The sequence below is a fragment of the Bordetella genomosp. 8 genome, from assembly GCF_002119685.1.
Classification (GTDB): domain Bacteria; phylum Pseudomonadota; class Gammaproteobacteria; order Burkholderiales; family Burkholderiaceae_B; genus Bordetella_C.
The window spans coordinates 2,515,472-2,534,214 of the sequence record NZ_CP021108.1 but is presented as its reverse complement, the minus strand read 5'-3'; the positions used below and the strand labels follow the sequence as shown (position 1 = coordinate 2,534,214).

7 protein-coding genes are annotated in these 18,743 nt (G+C 65.7%); 1 reads left to right on the top strand and 6 read right to left on the bottom strand.

What is annotated here, in order from left to right; genetic code table 11:
* Positions 1 to 48: 48 nt before the first annotated feature.
* The 3 genes from CAL12_RS11585 to CAL12_RS11575 form a co-directional block, all read right to left on the bottom strand.
* The gene (locus CAL12_RS11585) at positions 49 to 1,602 is read right to left on the bottom strand and encodes an ABC transporter substrate-binding protein (protein WP_086064569.1); all 1,554 of its coding nucleotides are present in this window, start codon (positions 1,600 to 1,602) and stop codon (positions 49 to 51) included.
* A gap of 64 nt (positions 1,603 to 1,666) precedes the next feature.
* On the bottom strand, positions 1,667 to 2,434 hold the full coding sequence (locus tag CAL12_RS11580) for a class II aldolase/adducin family protein (protein ID WP_086064568.1): 768 nt from the start codon (positions 2,432 to 2,434) through the stop codon (positions 1,667 to 1,669).
* Between the two features lie 198 nt (positions 2,435 to 2,632).
* A complete protein-coding gene (locus CAL12_RS11575; protein WP_086064567.1) occupies positions 2,633 to 3,430 on the bottom strand; it encodes an alpha/beta fold hydrolase in 798 nt (265 codons plus the stop codon).
* 157 nt (positions 3,431 to 3,587) lie between these two features.
* Here CAL12_RS11575 and bla point away from each other — a divergent pair, with 157 nt between their 5' ends.
* Positions 3,588 to 4,496 carry a class A beta-lactamase gene (gene bla / locus CAL12_RS11570; protein WP_420042790.1) on the top strand — a complete coding sequence of 303 codons (909 nt, stop codon included), beginning with the start codon at positions 3,588 to 3,590 and terminating at the stop codon, positions 4,494 to 4,496.
* A gap of 29 nt (positions 4,497 to 4,525) precedes the next feature.
* Here the strand turns inward: bla and CAL12_RS11565 are convergent, their stop codons facing one another.
* The 3 genes from CAL12_RS11565 to CAL12_RS28435 form a co-directional block, all read right to left on the bottom strand.
* On the bottom strand, positions 4,526 to 6,493 hold the full coding sequence (locus tag CAL12_RS11565; RefSeq protein WP_086064565.1) for a bifunctional diguanylate cyclase/phosphodiesterase: 1,968 nt from the start codon (positions 6,491 to 6,493) through the stop codon (positions 4,526 to 4,528).
* Positions 6,494 to 6,514: 21 nt separating this feature from the next.
* Positions 6,515 to 7,198, bottom strand: coding sequence for a transglutaminase-like cysteine peptidase (locus tag CAL12_RS11560; protein WP_086064564.1), 684 nt, complete (start codon positions 7,196 to 7,198; stop codon positions 6,515 to 6,517).
* A 69-nt stretch (positions 7,199 to 7,267) separates the two neighbouring features.
* Positions 7,268 to 18,667, bottom strand: a complete 11,400-nt coding sequence (locus CAL12_RS28435) for a retention module-containing protein (protein ID WP_157792963.1) — start codon at positions 18,665 to 18,667, stop codon at positions 7,268 to 7,270.
* Positions 18,668 to 18,743 lie beyond the last annotated feature (76 nt).

Sequence of the window (18,743 nt, the reverse complement as noted above, 5' to 3'; positions counted from 1 at the left end):
AGGCGGCGTCGCGGCATGCCAGGCGCCGCGACCGCTCGCCTTCCGCGCTTATTCGTACCAGACATCCCACATGCGCGGAACGCGATGCGGCACGAAGTTCTTCAGGTTAGACCGCGCGGCTTCCAGCACGCCGATGTCGCCCACCTTGATGGCATAGACCTGTTCGTACACGATCTGCTGGATGGTGGCGAAGGCGGCCTTGCGATCGTTGAAGTCCGGCGCGCTGTTGAGCTTGGCCACGGCGGCTTCCAGGCCGGCGTCCTTGTGATGCTGCCAGTTCTGGTCGCCCGTGAACAGCACCGCCACCCCGTTCGGTCCTTCGTACGGCTCGATACCAACCATGATGGGGAACAGGTTCCAGCCCGTGGGCTTGTCGCGGGCCGCCAGCGTGGTGGGCCAGTCGGCGATCCGCAGCTTGACGTTCATGCCTATCGCCTGCAGCTGCTGCGTGGCGATGACCGCCGTATCGTTGTGGTTCTTGAAGCCGTTGTCGGCGATGAAGGTGATTTCCTCGCCCTTGTAGCCGGATTCCTTGAGCAGCTTCTTGGCCAGTTCCACATTGTGCTGGTTGTACAGGCTCTTGCCGACGTCGCCGGCATAGTAAGGCGTGCCGGGATGCTGCCAGCCGTGCGTCATGCGATACAGGCCGTCAGTGGAAATCGCCATGATTTCCTCGTCGTCCAGCGCCGCCTGGATGGCCTGCCGCACTTTCAGATTGTCGGTGGGCGGCGCACCGGCGTTCAGGATGATGGTCTGGAAGGCCCACGGCATCATCTCGTAAACCTTGATGTTGCTGTCGTTCTTCAGGCGCTTGGCCGCGGTGGGCGAAATCGCCTCCAGCACCTGCACTTCGTTGGTCTGCAGGGCCGATTCACGCGCCCCCGCCTCGGGCATGAAGCGGAAGGTCACCGTGTCGAAATACGCGGTCTTGCGCCCACCCAGCCCGTCGCGTCCCTTGTAGTTCGGATTGGCGGAATAGGCGTCGAAGCGCTTGAGCTTCACGTAGCTGTCCGGCTTGTACTCGACCAGCTGGAACGGTCCGGTGCCGATGACGTTGATCTGGTTCGGTCCCTTGGCGGCTTCCTCGGCGGGATAGATGGCCACCGGCGCGCGCGGCGAGCCCAGGAATTCGATGAAGCCCTGGAATGGCTTCTTCATCGATATCTTGATGGTGTAGTCGTCGACGACGTCGATGTGGTCGACCAGCGTCATGTTCTGCGCGCTGCCGCCGTAGCGGGCATAGCGCTCCAGCGAGGCCTTCACATCGGCCGCCTTCATTTCCTTCATGTTGTGGAACAGGACGCCCTTGCGCAGCTTGATCTCGTACGACAGGCTGTCCGGCGCGGTCGTATAGCTTTCCGCCAGTTCCGGTATGGTTTCGCCCTTGTCGTTGCGGGCGAACAAGGCTTCGTAGATATGCAGGTTGATGTTGCGTGCGGCCTGCGCGAAGGTGATCTGCGCGTCCAGGCTGGGCGGCTGCGCCTGCTGCGCCACCACCACGTCGCCGCCACGCTTCTGCGCCTGGGCGGGCGTAGCCGCGAGCGTGAAGGCCGCCATGCAAGCCGCGGCGAGCAAGCCCGCGGACGGAAAGAATCGCTTCATGTTCACTTCCCCTTAGACTGATCTTGATCTTGGTCCTGCTCGCCGGGCGGCGGCCCGGACCGCCTCAGGTCGCGTAGTCCGGTTCCTGCTTGTCCAGCATGCGGCGCCAGGCGTCCAGGTGCAGGCGCGCGTCGAAGCGTTCGCCCCAGGGCCCGTTGTAGCGGTCCCGCAGCTGGTCGCCGATGCTCTTCAGCTTCATGCCGGTGTTCATGGCGGTCATCTGGTACATGCAGGTGCGCTCGGCGATATACAACTCGTCGAAAGCTTCGGCCACGCTGGGGCCGACCACCGTCACGCCGTGGTTCTTCATGATCAGGATGGTGCGGTCGCCCAGCACGTCGGCGATGCGGTCGCCTTCCTCGTCCCACAGCACCACGCCGTTGTGGACTTCGTCATAGGCGACGCGGTCGTACAGCATGGCGCTGTTCTGATGCACGAGCTCCAGCCTGCCCTCTTCCAGCAGGGACAGCGCCGTCAGGTATTGCGGATGGACGTGCAGGATGCAGCGCGCCTGCGGATGCCTCAGGTGCAGGCGCGCATGGATGTGAAAAGCCACCTTGCGCAGCTCGCCGTCGCCGCGCAGCACATTACCGTCCAGGTCGCAGACGATCAGGCTGCTGGCGGTGATCTCACTGTAGTGATAGCCGCGGGCATTGATCAGGAACAGGTTGTCGCTGCCCGGCAGCATCATGCTGCAGTGGTTGGCGATCTGCTCGTTCATGCCCAGGCGGTTCATGGCCCGGAAGATGGCCGCCATGTCGCAGCGGATTTCCCATTCGCCCTCGATCATGCCGGCAGGCCGCGACGGCGCCGGTTGCGTGACTACGCTCATTTGCTCGTTTACCCCTGCCCGCGGCCGCATCGGCGCGCGTCGTGCCTGCCGATTTGACCGCCGATGTGACTACGTATGCACATCATGGTAGAGGCCGCCCCCGCCACGCGTCAACGGAAAAGGCGGCGCCTGCGGGTTTTACCTAGGCTGCGCCGCGAGGGCGGGAGCGCCAGCCCTCGTTCGCCCCCACCGAACCTGTCACGGCTTTCCGCAGGTGAAGAAGGAATCCAGCAGCGCCGCCAGCCGTGCCGGCTGCTCCACGCGCGTTTGATGGCCGCCCGGGACCTCGACGTAGGTGCCGCCCAGGCTGGCGGCCAGGGCCTGGCCTTCGACGGGCGTGGTGATCACGTCTTCCGTGGCGGACACGACCAGGGCGGGATATCGCCACGGCGCGTCGCGCGCGCCGGCGTGGAAAGTGCGCAAGGCTTGCAGCTGTCTTTCCTGGTCCGCCAACGATTGCGGCGCGGGATGCCGCGCGAGCGCGGTCTTGAGCTGGACGACGTTTTCCGGGACTGCCAACCAATCCTTGCCAGCAAACCACGGCAGAGCCGTATCCACCAGCAAGCCCAGGTCGGCGCCGGCTTTGCGCAAGGCCAGCAGGGTTTCCAGCGCCAGCAGCGTCGTCCTGCTGAAAGCGTGCGTGGAATCGACCATGGCGCATGCACCGCAGGCATCGGGATAGGCGTTCAGCATGGCCTGCACGATGGCGCCGCCCATCGACTGCCCCACCAGTCCGGGCCGCGACAGCCCCAGGTGGCGGATCAGGCCAACGGTATCCGCCGCCATGGTATCGACAGTGAACGGACGGCCGTCATCGCGCGTGCGGCCCACCGCCCGGTTGTCGAAAACGATAAGCTGATGCCGGCTCGCAAGGCCTGGCACCACCGCATCCCAGAAGGTGCTGTCGCAGGTATAGCCGGCGATCAGAACGATGGGGTCGCCCGCGCCGTGTATCTCATAGTGCATTTCCAGTCGGCCGACGCGGTGGGTGGGCATGATGAATACTCCTGGTTCAAGACATTACCCCGGGACCTATTTTTTCCCGGCGGCGATGGGGTGCCACGTAATTTCCTGTGAAATTATCGAACGGCCGAGCACCGCGGGTCGCTATCGCTTCATCACATCACCACAGCAATTCAACGGTTCATCAATGATTCGACACCACCCTACCCTGATTACCCGCCGACAGGCGCTGGCATGGACGGCCGCCGCGCCCTTCCTGTTGACGCGGCCGGCCTTGGCCGTGGCCGATACCGGCTCGAACGCTAAGGACAGTGCTTGCAATACCGAATTCGCCGACCTGGAACGCGCGCATGACAGGCGGCTGGGACTCCACGCGGTCGACACCGCCAGCGGGAAGGAAATCGCGTACAGGGCGGGCGAGCGCTTCCCCTTCTGCAGCAGTTTCAAGGCCGTGCTGGCGGCGGCGGTATTGGCAAGGGATGCCCGGCAGCCCGGTGTGCTGGATCGTCGCATCAGTTATACGAGGCACGACCTGGCGCCCTATTCGCCTGTCACGCAGAACCATGCGGGCGACGACATGCGTGTCGCCGACCTGTGCGCCGCCACGCTGCGGTACAGCGACAACACCGCCGCGAATCTCCTGCTGCACCTGATCGGCGGGCCGCCCGCCCTGACCGCTTTCGCGCGCGCCGCCGGCAACGCCAGTTTCCGGCTGGACCGTTACGAGACGGCGTTGAACACCGCCATCCCGGGCGACCCGCGCGACACGTCGACGCCGCGCGACATGGGCGTGCTGCTGCGCGCGCTCATGCTGGGCGACGCCCTGCCCGCGCGGGCGCAGGCCACGCTGGCCGACTGGATGCTGGGCAACAGGACCGGCGACCGTCGCATACGGGCCGCCACGCCGGCGGATTGGAAAGTGGCCGACAAGACGGGCACCGGCGATTACGCCAGCGCCAGCGACATCGGCGTCCTCTGGCCGCCGGGCCGGCGGCCGATCGTGCTGGCGATCTATACGACCGCCCGCGACAGCAAGGCAAAGGCGGATGAAGACCTGATCGCCGCGGCGTCCCGTATCGCGCTGCGGCAGTTGGCGTAGCGGTCCCTGGCGGACCCAGCCCCGGCCGCTCAGGCTGCCGGGTTCGCCAGGACGATGCCCGGGCCGCGCATCACGGACACACCCAGTTTCCCGAGTATGCCGCGCGTCGCCTCGTCCGGAACGTCCTCGGCATAAACCTGGATCCCCAGCGAACGGGCCGTCTCCAGCACGGACACCGCCAGCTGCTGGCTGCCCAGGCTGCGCGCCATGCCGGTCACGAAACCACCGCCCAGCTTGACATAGGCCAGCGACAGGCTGTGCAGCTGGCTGACGGCGCTGAGCTGCTGCGCCAGCCGCCGTACGCCCACATGGGCGCCGCAGTCGCGCGCGATGCGGCACAGCTCGGCGACGGCATCCCGCCGCTCCGCCACCGCATGCGCATCCACTTCCAGATAGAGCCGCGCCGCCAGCGCCTTGCGCTCTGTCAGCATGCGTTCCACCTGCAGCAGGAAATTCGGGTGCGACAGGGACGGCATCGCGATGCGCACCGTCAGATCGCCCTCGTTCATCATCAGCCAGCTGACGGCCAGGCGAACCGCCTGGATATCGCACTCCGCCGTCAGGTCCAGGCGTGTCGCCGCGGGAATGAACAGCTTGGCGGGGATGGGCTCGGGCGCGTCCTGGCTATGCAGCATCAGGGTGGCTTCCTGGCGGATGACCGCCCCGTCCAGGCCGCGCAGCGGCTCCAGCGCCAGCGTGAAACGCTGCCGCTCGATGCCGTCCGTAATCGCCTGGCGCCAGGCCGATTCGCCATGCGCGGACAAGGCCTGGGCATCGTCGGTCGCCAGCTGGACGTGGTCGTCGCCCGCGCTTTCGCCGCGCATCAGGGCGAAATCCAGGCGTCCCAGGAGGTCGCCCACCATGGCGCCGCGCTGGTAGTCCGTCATGCCCAGCGCCCAACGGCACAGGCCGCCTTCGCCGACGGGGATGCGCGCCTCGCGCAATTCCGTGCGCAGGCGCTCGGCGACCAGCATGGCGGTCGGCGCGGGGCAGCCAGGCATCAGCACGGCGAAATCCGAACCGTTCAGCCGGGCCACTAGGGTCCCGTTCAGCTGGAATTGCTCCAGCAAGGCGGTCACCCGGCTGCCCAGCCCGGCCAGCCACTGATCCACGAACTCGCGCGGCATATGGCGGTTGATGGCGGCCAGGTCGCGTTGGCGGAAAACCATGACGTGGCCGCTCTCGGGCGGCGTCTGGCCGTCCCTGGGCTTGCCGGCCTCCACGTCGAGCGCTCGCAGGAATTCGTTGATGAAGTATTTGCGATTGGCCAGGCCCGTGACCGGATCCTGGTTGACCTCGATCTCCAGGGATTCGATACGGGCAGTCTGTTCCTCGGCGGTCGCGCGCAGCTGTTCGCGCGTCTGGTTCAAGGCCTGCGTGATCCCCGACAGTTCCGGCACGCGCGCCGTCAGGGGCCCGCCGAACTGGCCGCGCCCGATGGCAAGCATGTGCTCGCCCACCTCGGCCAGCAGGCGTTTCTCGATCCAGCGCACCAAGGCGAAGGCGAACAAGGCCCACACCAGCCCCGCCGCGATGATCACCAGGATCATCTGTACGCTGCTTTCCCACAGCGTTTCCCAGGCATAGACGTCATTGGACGTCAGCGTGACCTCGCCGATCTGGCGCCAGCCGTCGGTGACCACGTGGCTGGCCGATTTGGCCGACAGCGGAACCAGGCGCTGGAACCAGCCGGGCACGCTGCTTTGCGTCTGGCCGCTGCGTTCGATGATCACCTGCCCCTGCGGATCGGTCAGGCGCACCAGCGAAAAATGCCCGCCGTCGTACAAGGCCGACACCAGCAGCTCCTGGGTGACGCGCGAACTGTTGGCCGGTTGGGACAGGGACAACGCCAGCGAAACGGCGGCATCGCTGCTCTGCACCTGCAGTTGGCCCGCCAGGTAGTCGCGCGCCGCGCTCACGCTCAGCGCCAGCGTGCCAAGCAGGATGATCGCGATCGCCAGGGTGATACTGAGCAGTAGTTGTCGGAGTATGGACATGGATGGGATTTCCTTCAACGCCTATTGCCGGATGCCTTCACGCGCCATGCGCTGCAGCAGATCCCGCCAGCGGCCGATGCGGTCGACCGGGGCGGCGTGTTTGCCGTCGACGTACACGCCCTCGGCATTGAAACTGAACACAGGTGTCAGATCGCGACGCTGGCTGGCTGGCAGGATATCGGATATCAGGCTGTCGAGTACCAGCGGCACGGAATTGGCCGTGGGGTAGTAGGCCAGCACCATGTGCGCGATCTGTTCGCTGCTTTCGGGGCCGCCGATGCGTGCCCGCACATAAACGAAACGCAGTTTGCTGGTGGGCACGCCCAGCTTGATCAGGGAAAAATACTTGCCGATGACGAAATCCTCGCAGTCGCCTGCGCCCTTGCCCAGCGCTTCCAGCGGCGTGGCCCAGTAATCGGCCTGGCCCCAGACCGCCTGGTCCTCGGCCTGCAGCAGGCTGCGATTCCAGAAATTGTTGATGCTGGTGAGCTGGTCGGCTTCCGACAGCGCCGTATCGGCCTGCAGTAGTTGCAGCCAGGTCGCGACCGCATGAGCGCCCTTGCTGCCGTAGCGGCTGGCCGCCACCTGCTCCAGCCTGGCCGTATCCAGCTCCAGCGCACCGCTGATTCCCCACCCGAACAGCAGGCAGAAGAAAGCCGCCCTGGCCAGGGCCAGGACGGCGCGCGAAGGGTGGAAATTAGCCATGAAACATATTGTAAGGCCAGCCCGGCGCGCCGCCCATCGTTTGGCGCGCCGGGACGACCCGACTAGGGCTTAGCTGTGGCCATGCAGTTTGCCCTTCTGGATCAGGTCATTGATGATGGCCTGATCGTTCTGCAACGCTCCGTTGTTGCTCAGATCCACGCCATGCAGCACGATCTTCTGGTCGAAGGCCTGTTGCGCGGCGCCGCCCGTGGTGCTGACGTTGATGACCGTGTCCGTACCGCTCTTCGAGAAGTGCAGGTACTTGGTCAGGTCGGAGTCGGCCGGGTTGTTCAGCAGCTCGTGCAGGTCCAGGACATCGCCGCCGGCCGAAGCCGCCCGGGTATCGAAGTCCATGATGGTGTCGACCGCGGGATTGGCCGTTGTGCCGCCGTCGTGCAGCGACCACTTGAAGGTGTCGCTGCCGTCGCCGCCGTACAACGTGTCGTTGCCCGCGCCGCCCACCAGGATATCGTTGCCGGCATCGCCGTACAGGGTGTCGTTGCCGCCCTGGCCGTAAATGATGTCGTTGCCGTTGCCGCCGTGGATCGTGTCGTTGCCGCCACGCGTGTCGCCGCCTACGTTCAGCGTATCGCTATGCTGGCTGACGTAGTTGTAGACATCGCTGGACGTCGGAGCATGTCCCAGCGTATCGGTCAGGTAGTCCAACAGGCCTTGCAGACCCTGGCCGTTGTGCGTGCCCGCCGGATGCTGCGTGGAGTTCAACGCGTCGGTGTTGATCGTATCGCCGAAGATGATGTCGTTGCCATCACCGCCGTTGATCGTATCGCCACCCACCGGGTTGGGATCGGAGTGCGATCCGCCGCCGTTCAGCGCCGTGCTCAGGTCGTTAGGCTGCAGGACGATGTCGACCTCGCCGGTGGGGGCGGTGGTGACGACGTGATCGTACAGCGTGACGTCCTCGACCGTCAGCGTCGCGTTGTTGTCGTTCAGCCACGTGCCGTTGTCGCTGCTGTCCTTGACCTCGAACTCGAACCGGTACTGGCCCGCCGCGACATCGTTCGTCACGATGTGGCCGGTGCTGCTGCCCGTCTGCACATCCGACCAGATGTACTGGCCGGGATGCTGGGTATCGGCCACCAGCATTTGCAGCTTCCAGGTGAACGTGTCCGACCCGTTCTTCCAGCTCGACGTGCTCAGGTCGAACTCGAAGTGCCCGGTATGGCCGGCGGCGATCGTGATCGGGTTCTTGGTGTCCACGATCATCGACTTGGCGTTGGTGCCATTGCTGCCGTACTTGTCGGTGATGTTGATGTAGCTGTAGTTGCCGCTTACGCTGCCACCGCCGTTCTGGCCCGTGGTCCACGAGCTGCTGGCATCCAGGTTGTAGGTGCTGGACGTCGACAGATTGGTCGTGTTGGTGGTGTCGCTGACGACGCCGGTACCCGTCGTGTCCGTGTTGTCGAAGAACTTCAGGATGTCGGCGTTCACGCCCGACCCGATACCGATGCCGTGCACCGTGCTCATGGCGCTAAGCGCCGCGAACGCGTCGACCGAGTGCTGCAGGACCGGCGTCGTGGTGGACGAGCCGTTACCGCCGCCGTTGTACACCGTGGGATCGCCGTCGGTCAGGAAGAAGCTCAGGTTGTCGTAACCGTTCGCCTGGCCCTTGCCCGAAGCCGCCTGGGCATTGAACCAATCCACCGCGGAATCGAACGCATCTTCGTAATTGGTCGTACCGCTGGCCTTCAAGGCATTGATCGCCTTGATCAGCGTGTCCGTCGTCTGATCCACATCGTTCGGGTTCAGGTTCTGGATGGTGATGGCCTTGTCCGCGGTGCTACCGAAGCCGATCAGCGTGATGTTGACGATGCCGTCATGGCCGGCCAGCTGCTTGACGAACTGCGTCAGCGAGCTCTTCACCAGGTCCATGCGGGTCTGGTTGCCGATCTTGTCGTCCATACTGCCCGAGTGGTCGACGATCAGGGCGATGTTGTAGTTCTGGCCCGGCGTGGTCGTGGTGACCGTGCCGCCCGTATCGCCCAGGATGATGTCGTTGCCCGAGCCGCCGTTCAGCGGCGGGGTCGTGCCGCCGTGGCCGTTGTTGTCGCCCGTGCCGGTGTTGTCGCCCTGGATCAGGTTGTTGGTCGACAGGCCGAAGTTGTGCTCCGTCGACGTGTCCTGGCCGCCGTGCGCCGTCCCGCCATTGTCCTGCACCTTGAAGCCGAAGGACGTGTCCTTGCCGTCGGCGCCCGGGGTGTAGACCAGCTTGCCGGCCGCGATGTCGGCGGCCGAAATCACCTGGCCCGCAGTCACCGCGTTGCCGTTCAGGGTCAGCGAACCGCTGTCCGGCACGCGGGTGATGATGACGTTCTGCAGGCTGTCATGCTCACCCTTGCTGTCGGCGAAGTTGAATTCGCCAGTCGTGAAGGTGTGCTTGCCGCCCAGGTCGACGTTGGCGGAATTGTCCACCGCGGTCGGCGCGTCGTTGGTGCCCTTGATGGTCACCGTGACGTCGTGCGTGGCGGAGCCGTCAGCCGAGACCACGGTGAAGGTACGGGTACCCAGGCTGTCGTTCCCGGAAAGGGCCTGCACCGCGGGATTGGTGTTATCCAGCGTGTAGGTCCACTTGCCGTTGGCATCGATGGTGAAGGTGCCATACTGGTCCTGGACGGTTTTCGCCTGGAAGCTGCTTTCGCCGGTGTCCTTGTCCGAGATGGTCAGGGTACCGTTCAGCGCGGCGCCGTCTTCGTAGACCGTGCCCTGGTCCGAACCGTTCTGGCCCACCGAGATCACCGGCACGTCGTTGGTGCCCTTGATGGTGACCGTCAGCGTGGCCGTATCCGTGCCGCCATGGCCGTCCGAGACCGTGTAGGTGATGGAGCTGGTCGCGGTCTGGCCCTGGGGCAGGTAGTCGAAGGTGCTGCCCGGGTTGAACGAGTACGTGCCGTCCGCGTTCAGGACGAAGCTGCCGCCGTGGTCGCCCTGGATGGTCTTGCCGACATTGCCGGCCTGGCCGTTGACGGCGCTGACCACCAGCTTGTCAGAGGAGTTGGCGTCCGTATCGTTGGCCAGCACGTTGTGCGAGGCGTCGAACGGCAGCGCAATACCCTGGTGGGTCGAGGTGCTGTCGTCGTTCGCCACCGGGGGCACGTTGCTGCCCACGACGGTAACCGTCAACAGGGCCGTGCTGGTGCCGCCTTCGCCATCGGAAATGGTGTAGGTGACCGAGGTCGTCTTGCTCTGGCCGGAACCCAGGCCGTCGAAGTCGTGGCCGGCATTGAAGCTGTACGTACCGTCGGCGTTCAGGGTGAACGTACCGCCGTGGTCGCCCGTGACCTGCGTGCCGTGGCCGTCGACCACGGACTGCGCGTTGCCATTGCCCTTGACGCTGATGACCTTCAGGGTGTCGCCGTCAGGATCCGTGTCCTTGCCGGCGCCCGCATTGCCCAGGATGACGTTGCCGCCGGCCTGGCCGTTGCTGTCCGCCGTGGCGACATCGTTGACCGCCGTCGGCGCCGGGTTGGTGACGTCCCATTCGAACGTCTGCGTGGCGGTCTTGCCGTCGGGATCGGTCGCCGTGACGCTGACGGTGTACTTGCCGTCGTGGTTGTCGCCACCCTGCGAGGCGGAGTGGTCGATGGTACCTGTGATCTTGCCGGTGTTCGGGTCGATCGTCAGGCCCTTGGGCAGGCCGCTGGCCGTGTAGGTCAGCGTGTCGCCGGCGTCCACGTCCTTGAAATGGCTGGCCGTGTCCACGTTGATGCCCTTGTCGGCGTCCTTGCCGATCTGGGTATCGATGTGGCCAACCACCGTCGGCGCATCGTTCGTGCCGTTGATGGTGATGGTGATCGTGCTGGTGGCCGTACCGTCGGCGCTGGTCACCGTGTACGTCTCGACGATGCTCTGGCCTGTCTTCAGGCCTTGCACCACCGGGTCGAAGTTGGGAACCTTGTAGCTGTAGGAACCATCGGCATTGAAGGTCAGCGTGCCCAGCGCGGCGCCGCCGTTGCCGGTGCTGCCGTCGAAGTGGGCGCCCGGCTTGAAGCTGCTTTCGCCGGTATCCACATCGTTGATGGTCAGCTGGCCGCCGGTCTTCAGCATGCCGTCGCCGCCGACGTTCTGGTCTTCCGTCACGGACCCCGTGCCGCTGCTCAGCACCGGCACGTCGTTCGTGCCGACGATGGTCACCACGACCTGGTGCGCGGCGCTGCCGTCGGCCGAGCTCACCGTGAAGGTCTCGGTCAGCGTCTTGCCGGCGCCCAGGGCCTGCACCGCGGGATCGCCGTTGTTCAGCTTGTACGACCAGTTGCCGTTCTCGTCGATCGTGAAGGCGCCATGCTCGCCGGCGTGATCCGGCGTGGTCGAGAACTTCGCGTCGCCGGCGTCCGCGTCCTGCACGTCCAGCTTGCCGCCGGTCGTGTCGGGGGTGGCGTCTTCCACCACCGTGCCGTGGTCGCTGGCCGTGCCCGGTTGGCCCGGGGTGCCCGGATCGTGCGGGGTGATCGTCGCGCCGTCGTCCGTACCGTTGATGGTGATGGTGATGGTGCTGGTGGCCGAGCCGTCGGCGCTGGTCACCGTGTAGGTTTCGACGATGCTCTGGCCCGTCTTCAGGCCCTGCACCACCGCGTTGTCGTTGGCCACCGAGTAGCTGTACGAGCCATCGGCGTTGAAGGTCAGCGTGCCCAGCGCGGCGCCGCCATTGCCGGTGCTGCCGTCGAAGTGCGCGCCCGGCTTGAAGCTGCTTTCGCCGGTATCCACATCGGTGATCGTCAGCTGGCCGCCGGTCACCAGGTTGCCGTCGTTGCCGACGTTCTGGTCTTCCGTGACCGCGCCCGTGCCGCTGCTCAGCACCGGCACGTCGTTCGTGCCGACGATGGTCACCGTCACGTCGTGCGTGCCGCTGCCGTCCGCCGAGCTCACCGTGAAGGTCTCGGTCAGCGTCTGGCCAGCGCCCAGCGCCTGCACAGCGGGATCGCCGTTGTTCAGCTTGTAGGTCCAGTTGCCGTCCTGGTCCACCGAGAACGTGCCATGGTCGCCAGGCTGGTTGACCTGCGGCGCGAACTTGCTCTGGCCCGCGTCGGCGTCGACGATGTCCAGCTTGCCGCCGGTGGTGTCGGGGGTGGCGTCCTCGACCACGGTGCCGTGGTCGCTGGCCGTGCCCGGCTGGCCCGGCGTACCCGGGTCGTGCGGCGTGATGACCGGCACATCGTTCGTGCCCGTGATCGTCACCGTCACGGTCTGCGTGTCGGTGCCGCCATGGCCGTCATCCACCTTGATGGTGAAGGTGTCGGTCTGCTTCTCGCCTTCCTTCAGGGCCTGCGCGGCCTGCTGGTCGACCGTATAGGTCCACTTGCCGGTGGCATCCACGCTGATCGAGCCGTAGTCGCCCTTGGAACCGTTGACCACGGACCAGGTGTGGCCGTCGTTCGTGTCCACGTCGGCAACCGTCAACTGGCCTTGCACCGAAGGCGCGCCGTCCTCGGTCACCGCGCCGGTGTGCTCGCCGCTGATCACGGGGATGTCGTTGGTGCCGTTGATGGTGATGGTCACCGTCGCCTGGGTACCGTCGACGCTCTTGACCGTGAACGTCTCGCTCAGGTGCTCGCCCGCGCCCAGCGCCTGCACGCGCGGATCGCTGTTGTTCAGCTGGTACGTCCAGGTGCCCTGCGAATTGATCGAGAACTGGCCGTAGTCGCCCGGCGTCTTGCTCTGGGTCTGGAAGGACGCTTCGTTCCGGTCGATGTCCGTCACGTCCAGATTGCCCGACACCGTCAGGACGCGGTCTTCCTGCACCGTGCCGCGGTCGTCGCCAGGGTGATGCGGGGTGATCACCGCCGCGTCGTTGGTGCCGGTGATGTTGATCGTCACGGTCTGCAGGTCGAAGCCGCCATGGCCATCGCTGACCTGGACGACGAACTGGTCCTGCGCCTTAGCGCCTTCGCCCAGCGTCTGCACGTTCTGGTTGGCCGTGAAGGTCCACTTGCCGGTCTGGTCGACCGTGAGCGTACCGTAGTCGCCCTTGTTGCTGCCGAAGATGGACCAGCTGTGGCTGTCGTGCACGTCCACGTCGCTGACGTTCAGCTGGCCGCTGACCGCCGTCGCGGCATCTTCCTTGATGGCGCCGCTGGTCACGCCGCTGATATGCGGCGCGTCATTGGTGCCCAGGATGGTGACCGTCACGGTTTCCGGCGTGCCGTCGGCGGTCTTGACCGTGAAGGTCTCGACCAGCTTCTCGCCGGCGCCCAGCGCCTGCACATCGGCATTGCTGTTGTTCAGCGTGAAAATCCAGTTGCCATTGCTGGCGACCGCGAAAGTCCCGTGGGGCGTGTTGATGATATTGGGCTGGAAGTACGACTGCTGCGCGTCGGCGTCGCTGATGTTCAGGTCGCCGCCAGTCCACTGCTGGAAGGGCGCGTCTTCCTTCACCGTGCCGGAATCGTCGCCGGTCACGACCGGGACGTCATTGGTGCCGGTCAGGGTGACCGTGACCTGCTGCACGTCCTTGCCGCCGTGGCCGTCATCGACCAGGACATTGAAGGTCTCGGTCTTGACCTGGCCTTCGGCCAGCGCCTGGATCGCCTTGCTGTCGACCGTGTAGGTCCACTTGCCGGTCTGGTCGACCGACAGCGTGCCGTACACGCCCTTCGGATTGCCCTGCACCGACCAGGTGTGGCCGTCGTTGACGTCCACGTCCGCCACGGACAGCTGGCCCGATACCGACGGCGCCGCGTCTTCCTTGATCGCGCCAGTCGCCTGGCCGCTGATGACCGGAACGTCGTTGGTGCCGTTGATCGTCACGACCACTTCGGTCGTCGTGCCGTCGGCCGTCAGTACCGTGACCGTCTCGGTCAGGCTTTCGCCCACGCCCAACGCCTGGACCTTGGGGTCGGCGTTGTTCAGGTTGTACGTCCAGTTGCCGTCGGCGTCGATGCTGAACGTGCCGTGCGCCTGGGCCACGTTGTCCTGCGCCTGGAAGAACGACTGGTCATGGTCGGCGTCGACGATGTCCAGCTTGCCGCTCGTCGACAGCGTCGTGTCTTCCTTCACCGTGCCCTTGTCGCTGTCCGGCGAGTGCGGGGTGATCACCGGCTTGTCATCGGTGCCGTTGATGGTGATGGTGATCGTGCTGGTGGCAGTACCGTCGGCGCTGGTCACCGTGTAGGTCTCGACGATGCTCTCGCCGCTGCGCAGGCTTTGCACCGCCGGATTGTTATTGGCCACCGTGTAGGTGTACGAACCATCGGCGTTGAACGCCAGCGCGCCCAGCGGCGCATTGCCGTTGCCCGTGCTGCCGTCGAAGTGCGCGCCCGGCTTGAAGCTGCTTTCGCCGGTGTCCACGTCGGTGATCGTCAGCTGGCCGCCCGTCACCAGGTTGCCGTCGTTGCCGACGTTCAAGTCTTCCGTCACGGCGGACGCGCCGCTGCTCAGCACCGGCACGTCGTTGGTGCCGATGATGGTCACCGTGACCTGGTGCGTGGCGCTGCCGTCGGCCGATGTCACCGTGAACTGCTCGGTCAGCGTCGCGCCGGCCGCCAGGGCCTGCACGGCGGGATCGGCATTGTTCAGGTGATAGGTCCAGTTGCCGTTCTGGTCGATGGAGAACGATCCATGGTCGCCGGCCTGGTTGTTCTGCGGGGTGAACTTGCTTTCGCCCGCGTCAGCGTCCTTGATATCCAGCTTGCCGCCGGTGGTGTCGGGCGTGGCGTCTTCCACCACCGTGCCGTGGTCGCTGGCCGTGCCCGGTTGGCCCGGGGTGCCTGGATCGTGCGGGGTGATCACCGGCACATCGTTGGTGCCCGTCAGCGTGATGGTGATCGTCTGCCAGTCAAAGCCGCCATGGCCGTCGCTGACCTGGACGACGAACTTCTGCTGCGCCGTATCGCCTTCGCCCAGCGCCTGCACGTTCTGGTTCGCCGTGAAGGTCCACTTGCCGGTCTGGTCGACCACGATGGAGCCGTACTGGCCGTGGCTGCCGCCGACGACGGACCAGCTGTGGGTGTCGGTCGCGTCGACGTCGCTGACCTTCAGTTGGCCATTGACGGTCGTCGCCGCGTCTTCCTTCAGCGCGCCGGTGCTCACGCCGCTGATATGCGGCAGGTCGTTGGTACCGACGATGGTGACCGTGACCGTGGTCGGCGTGCCGTCGGCGGTCTTGACCGTGAAGGTCTCGGTCAGCTTCTCGCCCACGGCCAGCGCCTGCACCGCGGGATCGCTGTTGTTGAGCAGATAGCCCCAATTGCCGTTCGTGCCGATGGCGAACGTGCCATGGTCGCCGGTGACCTTCTCGGCCTGGAAGTGCGCCTGACCCGCATCCGCATCCTTGATATCCAGATCGCCGCCAGTGATCGGCAGGACATCCTCGTAGACCGTGCCGTGGGCCGAGCCGGTCACGACCGGGACGTCGTTGGTGCCGGTCAGGGTGACCGTGACCTGCTGCACGTCCGTGCCGCCATGGCCGTCATCGACCACGACGCTGAAGGTCTCGGTCTTGACCTGGCCTTCGGCCAGCGCCTGGATCGCCTTGCTGTCGACCGTGTAGGTCCACTTGCCGGTCTGGTCGACCGACAGCGTGCCGTACACGCCCTTCGGATTGCCCTGCACCGACCAGGTGTGGCCGTCGTCGACGTCCACGTCGGATACCGTCAGCTGGCCCGACACCGACGGCGCGGCGTCTTCCTTGATCGCGCCCGTTGCTTCGCCGCTGATCACCGGAATGTCATTGGTGCCGTTGATCGTCACGACCACTTCGGTCGTCGTGCCATCGGCAGTCAGCACCGTGATCGTCTCGGTCAGGCTTTGGCCCACGCCCAGTGCCTGCACCGTCGGATCGGCGTTGTTCAGGTTGTACGTCCAGTTGCCGTTCGCGTCGATGCTGAACGTGCCATGCTGCTGCTCGACATTGTCCTGCGCCTGGAAGAACGACTGGTCATGGTCGGCGTCGAAGATGTCCAGCTTGCCGCTGGTCGACAGCGTCGTGTCTTCCTTCACCGTGCCCTTGTCGCTGTCCGGCGAGTGCGGGGTGATCACCGGCACGTCGTCGGTGCCGTTGATGGTGATGGTGATCGTGCTCGTGGCCGAACCGTCGGCGCTGGTCACCGTGTACGTCTCGACGATGCTCTCGCCGCTGCGCAGGCCCTGCACCGTCGGATTGTTGTTGGCCACCGTGTAGGTGTAAGTACCATCCGCATTGAACGCCAGCGTGCCCAGCGGCGCATTGCCGTTGCCCGTGCTACCGTCGAAATGCGCGCCCGGCTTGAAGCTGCTTTCGCCGGTGTCCACGTCGGTGATCGTCAGCTGGCCGCCGGTCACCAGGTTGCCGTCGTTGCCGACGTTCTGGTCTTCCGTGACTTCGCCCGTGCCGCTGCTCAGCACCGGCACGTCGTTGGTGCCCGTGATGGTGATGGTGACGTCCTGGACGGCCGTGCCGCCATGGCCGTCGTCGACCAGGATATGGAAGGTTTCCTGGACCTGCTGGTCCTTGGCCAGCGCCTGCGTCGCCTGCTGGTCGACGGTGTACGTCCACTTGCCGGTCTGATCGACGCTGATGGTGCCGTACTGGCCCTTGGGCTCGCCCGAGACGGACCAGCTGTGGGTGTCGCTCTTGTCCGTGTCGGACACCGCCAGTTGGCCGGACACCGTCTGCTCGACGTCCTCGGTCGCGGCGCCGGCGCTGGTGCCGCTGATCGTCGGGATGTCGTTCGTGCCATCGATCGTGACGGTCACGGTGGTTTCGGTACCGTCGGCCGCCTTCACCGTGAAGGTCTCGGTCAGCTTCTCGCCCACGGCCAGTTGCTGAACCTGCGGATCGTCGTTCGTGAGCTGGTAGGTCCAGCGGCCATCGGCGTCGATGGAGAACGTGCCGTGCTGTCCTGCCGTATTGGTCTGGGCCTGGAAGAAGGACTGGTCGTGGTCGGCATCGACGATGTTCAGCTTGCCTTCCGTCGTCAGGACTTCGTCTTCCTTGACGTGGTTGGCATCCGGACCGCCTTCCACCGGCGTGATGACGGGCAGATCGTTGGTGCCGGTGACGGTCAGGGTCAGGGTCGCGGTGGACGTGCCGCCTTCGCCGTCGGAAATCGTGTAGGAAACCGTCGTGGTCTTGGTTTCGCCCGCGGCCAGGCTCTGGAAGTCCTTGCCCGGCTCGAAGGAATACGAACCGTCGGCGCGGATGGTGAAGACACCGCCGCCCGAACCGGCCACGGCGATGCCCGCGGCGGTCATGTCCTTGTCGCCGGCGTGCACGACGGTCAGCGCGTCGCCATCGGGATCGCTGTCGCGGCCCACGCCCTGGGTGTCGCCCGTCAGCACGTTGCCGGTGACGGCGTGGTCCTGGTCGGTCGCACCGTTGTCGTTGACGGCGGTCGGCGCCGGGTTGGCGACGTTCCAGTTGAAGGTCTCGGTAACCGTCGCGCCGCTGGCGTCGGTGGCCGTGATCGTGACCTGGTACACGCCGTTATTGCCGCCTTGCGAAGCGGAATGGTCGATCGTGCCGGTGATCACGCCCGTTTCCGGGTTGATCGTCAGGCCGGGAGGCAGGCCGTTGGCCGTGTAGGTCAGCTTGTCGCCGTTGTCGATGTCGGCGAAGTGGCTGGACACGTCCACACTGATGTTCTGCTGGGCGTCCACGCCATTGACGTTGTCGATCGCGGTGGCGGTCGGCGCGTCGTTCAGGCCGTTCACCGTCACGGTGACGGTCGCGGTGGACGTATTGCCGAACGGATCGGAAATCGTATAGGTCAGCGTGCTGGTCGCGGTCTGGCCGACGCCCAGGTTGTGGTACGCATCACCCGGGTTGAAGATGTAGCTGCCATCCGGAAACACGGTGAACGTGCCGCCGGTCGAGCCGGCCACTTGCACGCCGCCCGTCGCCATGGGCCTGCCGCCCACGGTCTGAATGAACACCGCGTCGCCGTTGGGATCGGTGTCGTTGGTCAGGATGTTGCCGGTCACGAACGACTTCTCGGTCGTCGTGCTGGTGTCGTTGCCGGCATTCGGGGGATCGTTGGCCGGCGCGTTGTTGTTCGTCGCCAGGCCGGCCGGCGTCAACAGATTGATCGCGGGCGTGCCGGCGCCGGGGTAGGCCAGGTCCAGGGGGGTGGTGGATTCGACGACGCGGGCCAGGCGCACGAAGCTGCTGCCGCCGGCATCGCCGCCACCCGCCACCAGGGCGGCCGTCGGATCCAGGTTGTCGAACGGATCCTGGCCATTCTGCAGGGCGGCCAGCAGGCGGTCGGAATCGGTACCGGTGGGCGCGGCCACGGCGGCTTCGGAGCGGTCGACCGGCTGCCCCGCCATGTCGGCGTTGAAGGCCACGTCGCGGTTCTCGCCGATGGTCAGCGGCATGCCGCCTTCGGTCTGCAAGGCCACGGTGGCGCCCGAAGCGGTCACGATTTCAGTGTCGGGCGGGATCCGGCTGCCAGCGTGCAGCTCGACCAGCGAACCATCGCTGCTGCGAATCCAGGCGCGTCCGACGACTTGCGTAACTACGGCGGGGGTGGAGAAGGCCATTTGTTTAGCTCCGGTTTAGGATGGCGTAATCCTATAGACCGGGCCGAGTGGCCGATATTGTCCTGGAGGACAGGTT

Coding starts and splice junctions, on each gene's coding strand:
- CAL12_RS11585 (WP_086064569.1), bottom strand. CDS start 1,602: ATGAAGCGATTCTTTCCGTCCGCGGGCTTGCTCGCCGCGGCTTGCATG.
- CAL12_RS11560 (WP_086064564.1), bottom strand. CDS start 7,198: ATGGCTAATTTCCACCCTTCGCGCGCCGTCCTGGCCCTGGCCAGGGCG.
- CAL12_RS28435 (WP_157792963.1), bottom strand. CDS start 18,667: ATGGCCTTCTCCACCCCCGCCGTAGTTACGCAAGTCGTCGGACGCGCC.
- CAL12_RS11580 (WP_086064568.1), bottom strand. CDS start 2,434: ATGAGCGTAGTCACGCAACCGGCGCCGTCGCGGCCTGCCGGCATGATC.
- CAL12_RS11575 (WP_086064567.1), bottom strand. CDS start 3,430: ATGCCCACCCACCGCGTCGGCCGACTGGAAATGCACTATGAGATACAC.
- CAL12_RS11565 (WP_086064565.1), bottom strand. CDS start 6,493: ATGTCCATACTCCGACAACTACTGCTCAGTATCACCCTGGCGATCGCG.